Origin of the sequence: Pseudomonas sp. PS01301, assembly GCF_029960215.1 — a bacterium.
In the GTDB taxonomy this organism is placed as follows: Bacteria; Pseudomonadota; Gammaproteobacteria; order Pseudomonadales; family Pseudomonadaceae; genus Aquipseudomonas; species Aquipseudomonas coleopterorum.
In genome coordinates this window covers 1-10,347 of the sequence record NZ_JASCPM010000075.1, presented here as the reverse complement: position 1 = coordinate 10,347, position 10,347 = coordinate 1, and the positions used below count along the sequence as shown (strand labels likewise).

Sequence of the window (10,347 nt, the reverse complement as noted above, 5' to 3'; positions counted from 1 at the left end):
ATCCCGAACTCAGCAGTGAAACGATGCATCGCCGATGGTAGTGTGGGGTTTCCCCATGTGAGAGTAGGTCATCGTCAAGATTCAATTCCGAAACCCCTATCTGCGTGAGCAGGTAGGGGTTTTGTCTATAAGTAGAAGTCCCAATATTTCGCTGAGGCTGGCCATGCCAGCCCGGCACACGGAATTTCTTGACGACCATAGAGCATTGGAACCACCTGATCCCATCCCGAACTCAGTAGTGAAACGATGCATCGCCGATGGTAGTGTGGGGTTTCCCCATGTGAGAGTAGGTCATCGTCAAGATTGAATAAAAAACCCCTGTCTGCTGACGCAGACAGGGGTTTTTGCTTTTCAGCCTTGCTGATCCTGCGCTTGGGCATTCGCCAGATAGCGGGTAATGGCATCGACGCCGCGTTGCAGATGCTCTCGCAGCAACTGGGTTGCAAGAGGGATATCACGTTGCCGAGCAGCTTCGATCAGCTGTCGATGGTCATCCTGTGCCAATTTGCGCAAACCCATGGCTTCCAGGTTGAAGCGCAGGAAGCGCTCCTCTTCAATCAACCCCTCGTCTACCAACTGCAACAGCCGGCGATTGTCAGCGCGTTTGTACAGCGTGTAGTGGAAGGCGCGGTTGAGTTGACTGATCTCGACGTAGTCGCCAGTTAGCTCCAGGCGTTCGATACAGTCCTGGGCATAGGCAAAGTCGGATTCCTCCAGAAACGGAATCGACAGGCGCAGGGCCTCGCATTCCAGCAGCATGCGCAAGGCATAGGTTTCCACTGAGTCATGATTGACCAGTGGAGCCACCACAGCGCCTTTGTGATGCACGACCTTCAATAGACCCTGTGCCTCAAGCTGACGCAAGGCTTCGCGCACCGGCATACGGCTGACGCCGAACAGTGTAGCCAGTTCCTGCTGCCGGATGGCCATGCCGCAGGGCAGGCGTCCATCGTAGATCGCTGCACGAACCTTTTCTTCGATCACCGAGCGCGCCAGATGCGCAGGCACCTGTTCACTGCCCAGAATGCTGGCCAGCACAGTGGTTTTTTCAGTCACGCCAAACAGCCTCTGTTATTTTGCGACATCCTGACGCAACCAGTTACACATTGAAAGGCGGCGCTTTTGAATAACCGTCTGGGAAGCCGGCAGCCAGACGAAGGGCAACGTTGTGGCGACGAAAAGACTGCCCAGAACCTCGCGAAAGTGATTTCATCGTGCCATTGTTTTTTATTCAGCGCCCCCGCACCATGGTGGGCTGCAATGCGTCCCCGGCGGATCGAACACGTTGGTTACACGGTTGAAGTACCTACAGACGGTGCGCTGTCTCGCGATTGCCTTGGCCCTGGCGGTTACCTTGCTGGGTGGGCTTCGTGCCGATTGGGATTTCAATCAGATCAGTCGCCGTGCCGAGAGTTTGTATGGACCCTTGGGTGAGGGCGCGCAGCGTATCGATGCGTGGCAACGATTGCTGGCCACCCAAAAGCCACTGAGCGAAAGCGAGCAGTTGGAAGTGGTGAACCAGTTCTTCAATCATCAGCTGCGGTATCGGGAGGACCTCGATCTGTGGCATGAGGTGGATTACTGGGCAACGCCGGTGCAGTCGCTGCTCAAGGGCGCTGGCGACTGCGAGGACTATGCGATCGCCAAGTATTTCAGCCTGCGTCATTTGGGCGTCGCTGCCGACAAGCTGCGCATCACCTACGTCAAGGCCCTGCGACAGAACCGGGCGCACATGGTGCTCACCTATTACGCCACACCGACTGCCATGCCACTGGTACTGGACAGCCTGATGGACCCTATCCTGCCTGCCAGCCAGCGTCAGGACCTGCTGCCTGTGTATGCCTTCAACGGTGAGGGGTTGTGGCTCACCGGCGCGGGCGGCAACAGGAAGGTAGGGGATACCAAACGCCTGTCACGTTGGCAGGACGTGCTGAAGAAAATGGCCGCAGAAGGCTTTCCGGAAAGCCCGGATCATTAAGTGGAGCAACGATGTCTCTGTTCAAACAGCTGTTGATCGCGATATGTCTGTTTCTGGTGGTGGCTTTCACTGGCAGCTTCATGGTCAGCCTTGAGAGCTCGCGCACTCAGTACGTCAATCAGCTGCGTTCGCACGCCCAGGATGCGGCTACGGCGCTGGCGTTGTCGCTCACGCCCAATATCGATGACCCGGCAATGGTCGAACTGATGGTCAGCTCGATCTTTGACAGCGGTTATTATGCGAGCATTCGTGTGGTCAATCTGGCGGATGACAGCGTCATTGTCGAGCGAGCCGCAGAGCCGGATGGCAGTGGTGTGCCGGCCTGGTTCGTGAAGATGATCAATCTGGCCCCGGCGGGTGGTGACGCAATCGTCAGCCGTGGCTGGGAGCAGGCGGCTCGGGTGGAGGTGGTAAGTCACCCCATGTTCGCTGTGGCCAAGCTGTGGCAGGGCGCATTGGGCAGTCTGGGCTGGTTGTTGCTGTGCGGTGCTGTGAGTGCCGCGTTGGGCGCACTGCTACTGCGTCGCCAACTCAAACCGCTGGACTACATGGTCGAGCAGTCGCACGCCATTGCTCGCCGGGAGTTCCTCAGCCTGCCCGATCTGCCCCGCACTCCCGAGCTGCGACGCGTGGTGCAGGCCATGAACCAGATGGTGGAAAAGCTCAAGGCGCTGTTTCACGAGCAAACCGTACGCAGTGAGAGGCTGCGTATCGAGTCGTACCAGGACAGCCTGACCGGACTGGCCAACCGACGCTACTTCGAGATGCAGTTGCACACCCGCGTCAGCAATCTGGAAGAGGCCAGCGCCGGGTATCTGGTGCTGTTACGTATCAACGATCTGGCAGGCCTCAACCAACGCTTGGGCGGGCAGCGGACCGACCAGTTGCTCCAGGCGGTGAGTCAGCAGTTGGTTCGCACCTGTGCAGGTTACCCCGAGACGCAGAACCTGATCACCCGCAGCCGTGGTGGCGAGTTTTCCATCCTGGCACCGGGCATGGTGCGCGAGGAGGCCCAGCAGCTCGCACAGGCGCTCGATGCGAACCTGCGCAGCCTGGCCCAGACCGGCGCCACCGATCTGCTGCCAGTGGTCCATTTGGGGCTCGCACCGTACACCCCGGGTGATGACCCGCACGCCTTGCTCAAGCTGGCGGACGAAGCCCTGGCGCAAGCCGAGGGGCCAGGGGACAGTTGCTGGGTGTGTCTGGAGCACCGGGCGCTGGCGACGGTGGAAAATGATCACCACGCCTGGCATACCCTGCTCGATGACGCTCTGAGCCAGCGCCGCTTCCAGCTGTACTTCCAACCGGTGGTGAGTAGCGCGGACACCCAGCAGGTGCTTCACCACAAGGTGCTATCACGGCTGATCGACGAGCAGGGCCAGGCTGTGGCAGCGGGACGGTTTCTGCCGTGGCTGGAGCGTTTCGGCTGGTCCGCGCGGTTGGATCGGCTGATGCTGGAGCTGGTGCTGGAGCATTTGCGCAAGCACGACGCCACGCTCGCCTTGAACCTGTCTGCGGCGACCTTGAGTGATCCGCAGGCGTTGGAAGCGCTGTTCGAAAGACTGGCGCAGTATCCGTCCTTGGGCCCGCGTCTGATCCTGGAAATCGGCGAGGAGCAGATCCCCGAGCAGAGCGTGCTGGAGCAGTTCACGCGACGTCTACGCAGCCTGGGCTACAGCCTGAGCCTGCAGCGCTTCGGCGGGCGTTTCAGCATGATCGGCAACCTGGCCCATCTGGGCCTTGGCTACCTGAAGATCGACGGCAGCTACATTCGCGCCATCGATCAGGAGAGCCACAAGCGGCTGTTCATCGAGGCCATTCAGCGGGCGGCGCACAGCATCGACTTGCCGCTGATTGCCGAGCGGGTCGAGACGGAAGGGGAGTTGCAGGTGATTCGCGAGATGGGGATTGCCGGTGTGCAGGGCCAGCTGGTGGGCGAGCCGCGGCCCTGGCAGGCAGGCTAGGTCTGCCGCACAGGCCTTCGTTCAGCTTCTGACCGTGCACTTGCAGGCGCGGTGGTGAGGAGGGACGAAGGCTTCAGATCAGGCCGGTTTCGTCGTCGTTGATCAGCTGGTTCAAACCACCCAGCGCCACCCGCGCGCTGGAACGATCCTTGAGCTTGGCCTGGGCCGCCGCTGGCAGGTCGGTCACGCGAATGATGCCTTTGCTGGTCAGTACCTGGATCAGGTCGTCGAGTACCCGGATCATGTCCAGATCGCTCTGCTTGAGCTGTTTCAGGCTGGTTTCGACCACATCGTTGGCGTACCACGCCTGGATCTCGTGGTGATCGGCCGGCAGGGTTTCCGTGGCTTCGGCATAGGGTGCCGCCTCCACACGGATCAATGCACCTTGTCGATCGCGTTGTACGTAGAACATCGAAACACTCCCATCGAAAAAAACCTGCCGAGACTGCAGGGCAGCCTCGGCAGAGATTACACGGATTCCGACACTATGGATGCTGACGGCAGCCGACCCGTCGGGGCTGGCTGCCGATGGCATCAATCGTGGTGCTTGACCAGCAGGTCGCCACCGGAGATCAGCGACTTGATGGCATCGGTACCGCTGCCCCAGTGCGCATTGTCGACCTTGATGGTGACGTCCGGCGTGACGGTGGCCGCAGCCGACGTCATACCACCTTTGGTGCTGATCTGCAGGGTCGAGTTGCCAGCCGTGTCGGTGCTCAGCTTCAGGTAGTTCGCCAGGTTGGTTTCGGCATCCGATGGCAACAGGTCGGACAGATCCAGTTTGTCGCCTTCGGCATGGCTGAAGTCCTTGATGGTGTCGGTACCCACGTCACCGCTTTTCCACACGAACGTATCCTTGCCGGCACCACCGAAGAGCACGTCGTTGCCGGCACCGCCACGCAGGGTGTCATCGCCACGCTGGCCGTAGATGATGTCGTCGCCATCACCGCCGTTGAGGAAGTCGTTGCCCCCCTTGGCGACGGTGAACAGACCGGCCTGGCCCTCGGAGCTGGCAGGCCCGACGTTGAAGTCGCTGGCGTGCTTGGTGATGTAGTCGTGTACCTGCTCGGAGGTGACCGAGCTTGCGTTGGTGACCGATTTCACGTACTCGGTCAGGGCTGCCGTACCCTCGGTGGTCACGCCCGCCTTGGTGAACGAGATGGTGTCGCCGAACAGGATGTCGTGGCCTTCGCCGCCGTTGATGGTGTCGCCACCGGCGGTGATGATGCTGTTCTTCAGTGCGGCAGCGATATTGCTGACATCGATCTTGGTCTGCACTTCGCCATCGCTGTCGAACTTCTGCAAGGTGGCCACGGTGGCGCTGTTGGAGTTGTTACCAACCCCGATCGCCTCCACGGTCGATACTTTGGCCAGGGCTGCGAATCCTTCGGCAGAACCCTCGACGACGGCGCTGTTGGTGGTGCGACCATCGCCTTGACGATTACCGGCCGTGTCCAGGTAGTAGGTGGGTTCGCCGTCGGTGATCAGGTAGCTGAGCTTCACGGCACCGGTGTTGCTGGTGGCTTCGGTCCCGTTGAACCAGGTCGCGGCCTTGTAGAACGCGGATTCGTAGTTGGTACCACCATTGGCGGTGATCGCATTGAGGCCAAGATCTTTTTTAATCTCGTCCAACGACATGTTCGCCTTGAGCGTCAGCGTAGTGCCTTGCTGCGCGTCGGTACCGAAGTCGACGATGGTCACCTTGACCGTGCCGCCGCCCAGGTTCTGCGAAAGCTGCTGGACCGCGTTCGCGACCGAATCCTTCGCGCTGGCCAGGGTGTCCTTCATGCTGCCGGAGCGATCCAGGATGTAGGCGATGTTGTAGCTGGCGCCGTTCTGCGTCTGGGTCGGTGTCACGTCGCCGACGATGATGTCGCGGCCGGTGGTGCCGTCCAGCGTCTCGGTGCCGGCGTTGCCGGTGATTGCGCTGTAGCTCTGTTTGGCCTCCACCACGTGCACGGTCAGGGTCTGTTCAGCAGCCGCTGCAGCGACGGCGGTACCGTCCTTGGCGCTGGCGTTGACTTTCAGGTTGATGTCACCGACAGGTGCATTGGCTGCAGTGGTCAGCGTCAAGGCGGACAGGTCCCACTTGCTGACATCCGCAACCTGGGCGGTGCTGCTGGCGGTGAAGCTGTTGGTGCCGTCACTGAGGGTGGCACCGGCCTGGATGTTGGAAATGGTCGTGGTCAGGGTTTCGGAACCGTCACGGTCGACCAGCTGCGAAGTGATCTCGGACAGCGCGATCGCCTTGCCAGCCACACCGGTGTTGCCGGTGGTGGACAGCGTGATGTTGTCCAGCAGGCCGCCGAACGAGTTCTTGTCCACCGAAGCGAAGGTCAAGGTCTTGCTGGCGGTGCTGTCCACTGGCAATTGCAGGCTGTAGTGCACCATGCCAACGGTGGTGCCGTTGATCACGGCGACCACCTTGTCGCCCCACATGACCTTGATGTCGGAATCGCCTTCATGCCCTTTGCGTGGCGAGTAGTCGAAGTCCAGGGTGTACAGCGAACCGGCCTTGGCGTTGGCCACGACAGTGTAGAGGTCGCTGGCGTCGCCCACGTTGCTTTCCAGCTCGATTACCTTGGTGCTGCTGGAGGTGCCGTTGTAGACGCTGTACGGGTTGACCTCGATGTAGTTGTTGGCGTTGTGGGTCTTCCACGCTTCGCCCAACTGGCTGACCTGGCCACTGGTGACGGTGTTGGCGTCGCCGGACAGTGTCCACGAAGTTGGGTTGGCAACGCTCAGCAGCGGCGTATCGCTGACTGGCGCCACGGTGATGTCCAGGGTACTGACCGCACCGGTATTGGTGGTGTAGCTGACCGTTGGCACGGTGCCGCTCCAGTGCTCGTAACCCTTGGCCGGCGTGTAGGTGTAGCTGCCATCGGCGGCGATGGTCAGATTGCCGACCGTCACCGACTGGTTGCCCACGATGGCGGTGACCGACGCCGAGGCATGGCCGTTGGCGTCCATGGCATAGCTGGTGTCGCCGATGCTGAACTTGGCCACGGTCAGGCTGTTGTCACCGTCGCGATCATTGGTCAGCACGTTGCCGTTCAGGGTGGCGCCTTCATCGACCGTGGCGGTGTCGGCCACCAGGGTGTTGTCGATGATGTTGATGGCAACACTGGCGTGGGCCGGGTCTGGCGTCAGGCTCTGGAAGTTGCCACCGGTGACCGAGTCGATGGTCACGACCAGTTGTTCGGTTCCCTCACGCAACTGATCGCTCAGGGCGCTGATGGGGAAGGTCGCAGACGACTTGTCGGCGTTGATGACCACGGTGGTCTGGCCCTGGAAGTCGGCACCATTGGCCGCCTTGCCCGAATAGCTCAGGGTGACGGTGACCGGGCTCTTGGTCTCGTGGCTGAGGGTCAGGGTGTAGATGGCCGACTGGCCTTCGGTGATCCGCTCGGCACCGGTGATACCGATGGTGGTCTGTGGACCGGTCACAGTGGTGCTGGCCGATGCATCCTGGTACAGGAGTTTTTCGAAGTTGCCATCGATCGGCTTGCCATCGGCGGCGTTGGCGATACCGGTGACGGCGACCGTGATCATACCGGCACGCGAAGCATCGTTGGCCACCGTGTAATTAACGGAACCTTGTGTAGCCTTGGCCGCGATGTCGATGGTCTGACCGTTCGACAGCAGCAGCTTCACGGCCTTGTCGGCCGCGTGGTCGAGGGTGGCAGTGTAGGTGATGACGCCGCCGTCGTTGACGGCCGATGTGGCGCTCAAGCTGACCTTGGTAGCGTCGATGGTGTCGTTGACCAGCACATTGACCGGCGTGGTGCTCGGCATCAGCGTGACGTTGCCGCCACCGCTCACGTTCTGGATGGTACGGCTGACCGAATCGGCGTCCTTGTACACGTCGTCCGCTGGCGCATCGACAGTGGTCGAGCTTGCCGAGGCGCCCTTGGCGATGCTGATGCTCGCGCCGTTGCCGATGTCGACCCGAATGGTGTCCTGAGCGTTGACGGCATTGCCGTGCAGGTCCGTCAGGGTGGCGGTGTACTTGATCACACCGCCTTCGAAGGCCTGTGGGTCGGCCGACAGAGTCACGACCACGGCGGGCTTGACCATCATCACGCTGTTGGCCACGACCGAGGTCGCAGCGTTTGCACCATTGCCTTGCACGCCGGTATCGGTTACTTCGACCGAAACTTGGCGCACGGTGCTTTCCGGGTGCTCGCCGGTTGCCTTGAACATGATCGAACTGATCACGTCCTGATAGGTAGTGCGACTTGCGGCACCCTCCAGAGTGATGGTCATGGTGCCATCGCTGCCCACGCCTGCGACCTTGTAGGCAATGCCTTGAGTGGTGGTGCCGTTGCCGGTTGCGAAGGCCGAGCTCAAGGTGTCACCGGCCATGGTGTTGTGGATGACGATCTTCGCGCTTTGCAGTTGATCGCCAACGGTGTTGTCCTTGTCGCTGATGCTCAGGCCTGTGACCAGATGGACGGCTTGTGCGGAGCCTTCGTTGAAGACCACACGTTCATCCATGGCCACCACGGGCGCGTCGTTCACGGCGTCGACGATGACGTTGAGCTTCTGGGTGACCGACGCAGGGTTGGCCGGGTCAGCGTTCTCGGTGGCGGTGGCCTTGACGGTCAGCGCCAGCGTGCCGTTGAAATCGGTCGGCGGCGTGATGGTCAGGGTTTTCAGATCCCATTTGGTGATATCGGCCGTGCCGGTGCCACCAGCCGTGGAAACGTAGCTATGGCCGGCGCCATCACGCAGCTCTGCACCTGCCGGGATACCGCTGATCTGCAACACGTGCAGTTCGGAGCCATCACGCGTGTCGCCGAAGGTGACGTTGATGGTGCTCAACTGGATCGCGGTGTTTTCGGCACCGTGGTTCAGTTCGTAACCGGCGTAGTAACCATCGCCGTTGCCGTCGACGTGCGGAGTGACCTTGATACCCTGGTTCACCAGGTCGGCGATGTCGGTGTACAGCAGCGCTCCGCTCTTACCGATCGCAGTGGCTGGGCCTTGGTCGACCGACAGGTTCAGGGTGTAGTTACCGGGCCCATTCTGGTTGTGGTGATACAGGTCGAGGCTGTAATAGCCGGTTTCCGTGGGCTTGAAGGTGCCGCTGAAAACACCCGCGTTAGGGGAAGAGCCTGGTCCCCAATGCGCAGTGGCCAAGTCCTTGCCGCCGACGTTGAATAGCAGACCGTCGTCGGCCTTGCCGCTGAAGGTGTAGGTCTTGCCAGCTTCGAGGAAGATCAAGCCGGTGACCTTGGTACCGGTGCCTTGGACGACACTGGTGTCACCCACATTGGAGATGACCACGCCCTGAGGCCGGTTGGCGGCTTCGATGGTGGACTTGATCAGTGCTGGATCAGCGCCTTCACCATTGGTGCCCAGGCCTTTCAGACCCGTGTAGGTGTACTTGATCAGACCGGTCGGAACGACGTAGTCCGGTGTCAGGCTCAGGATCGGGGCATCGGCTACCGGCTTGATATCGATGGTGACCGTGCCAGGCTTGCCCACCAGCGCATCGACCGTCGGGGTGAAGGTGAAGCTGGCGTAGTCGCTGTGCTGGTCACCGGTACCGGCGTTTTTATAGGCATCGCTACCCGACTCGTCGGCTACTGGAACGAACTGCAGCTTGCCGGCATCGATGTCGGCTTTGCTGAAGGTAGTGCCCAGATCTGCTTGGATGAGGTTTTTCCAACCGCTGCCGTCGTTGAACTGCAGGTTGCCGTTCGCCGGCAGGCTGGTGAACTTGATGCCCAGGTCGAGGGTGGGGTTGGCAGTTGGCTGGACGTTGAACGAAGCCCAGTCCAAGGCCACGGCATTGTCTTCGGTGCCGCTGAGCTTGTTGCCAGCCACGCCCTTGTTGTCGCCATTGTCGCCCACCACCGGCGCATCGTTGTCGATGATGACGGTGTTGACACTGGCGGCCTGCGGGTTGACCACCAGGCTTTCAAAGTTGCTGCCGGTTGGATTGGCGATGGTGACTACGACGTTCTCGCGGCCTTCGACCAGGGCGTCATCGACGATGGGCAGTTGGAAGTTGGCGGTGGTTTCACCCGCCTTGATGGTCACGGTGATGGTGTCCGTGCCCCGATAGTCGGCACCTGTCGCGCTGCCACCGTAGCTCAGGTTCAGGGTGAACTTCGTATCGACATTGGTCGGATTGCTCAGGGTCAACGTGTAGTTCGCAGATTCACCTTCGGTCACCGACGCAGCGCCGCTGAGGCTGATGGTGGTGACATCGATCACATCGCTGACCTGGGTCACGACTGGGGTGGTGTTCGGGGCCAGTTGCTCGTAGCTGCCGCCGGTCACGCCAGTGATGGCGGTGCTGACGCTGTCGGCGCCTTTGTACACGTCGTTGCCGACGACGTAGGACACAGTGCCCGACGTCTGACCTACCGGAATGGTGATGGTCTGGTTGTTCGA

Annotated in this window: 5 protein-coding genes and 1 rRNA gene; 3 read left to right on the top strand and 3 right to left on the bottom strand. The window is 60.9% G+C overall.

The genetic code is table 11. The features are described from left to right. The first annotated feature begins 187 nt into the window (after positions 1 to 187). Positions 188 to 303: ribosomal RNA gene (gene rrf / locus QMX89_RS21995) — 5S ribosomal RNA — on the top strand. A gap of 48 nt (positions 304 to 351) precedes the next feature. Here rrf and QMX89_RS21990 read toward each other — a convergent pair. Then, on the bottom strand, positions 352 to 1,056 hold the full coding sequence (locus QMX89_RS21990) for a GntR family transcriptional regulator (protein ID WP_282349870.1): 705 nt from the start codon (positions 1,054 to 1,056) through the stop codon (positions 352 to 354). A 259-nt stretch (positions 1,057 to 1,315) separates the two neighbouring features. Here QMX89_RS21990 and lapG point away from each other — a divergent pair, with 259 nt between their 5' ends. Next, complete coding sequence (lapG, locus tag QMX89_RS21985) at positions 1,316 to 1,978, top strand: cysteine protease LapG (protein ID WP_282349871.1); 663 nt, start codon at positions 1,316 to 1,318, stop codon at positions 1,976 to 1,978. 11 nt (positions 1,979 to 1,989) lie between these two features. Beyond that, complete coding sequence (lapD, locus tag QMX89_RS21980; protein ID WP_282349869.1) at positions 1,990 to 3,942, top strand: cyclic di-GMP receptor LapD; 1,953 nt, start codon at positions 1,990 to 1,992, stop codon at positions 3,940 to 3,942. Between the two features lie 73 nt (positions 3,943 to 4,015). Here the strand turns inward: lapD and QMX89_RS21975 are convergent, their stop codons facing one another. Beyond that, on the bottom strand, positions 4,016 to 4,354 hold the full coding sequence (locus tag QMX89_RS21975; RefSeq protein ID WP_049858986.1) for a hypothetical protein: 339 nt from the start codon (positions 4,352 to 4,354) through the stop codon (positions 4,016 to 4,018). Between the two features lie 122 nt (positions 4,355 to 4,476). After that, a partial coding sequence (locus QMX89_RS21970; RefSeq protein WP_282349868.1) for an immunoglobulin-like domain-containing protein occupies positions 4,477 to 10,347 on the bottom strand: 5,871 nt, incomplete at its 5' end.

Bases quoted from the DNA above. Each gene is read 5' to 3' on its own strand.
- lapD (WP_282349869.1), top strand. From the start codon at position 1,990: ATGTCTCTGTTCAAACAGCTGTTGATCGCGATATGTCTGTTTCTGGTG.
- QMX89_RS21975 (WP_049858986.1), bottom strand. From the start codon at position 4,354: ATGTTCTACGTACAACGCGATCGACAAGGTGCATTGATCCGTGTGGAG.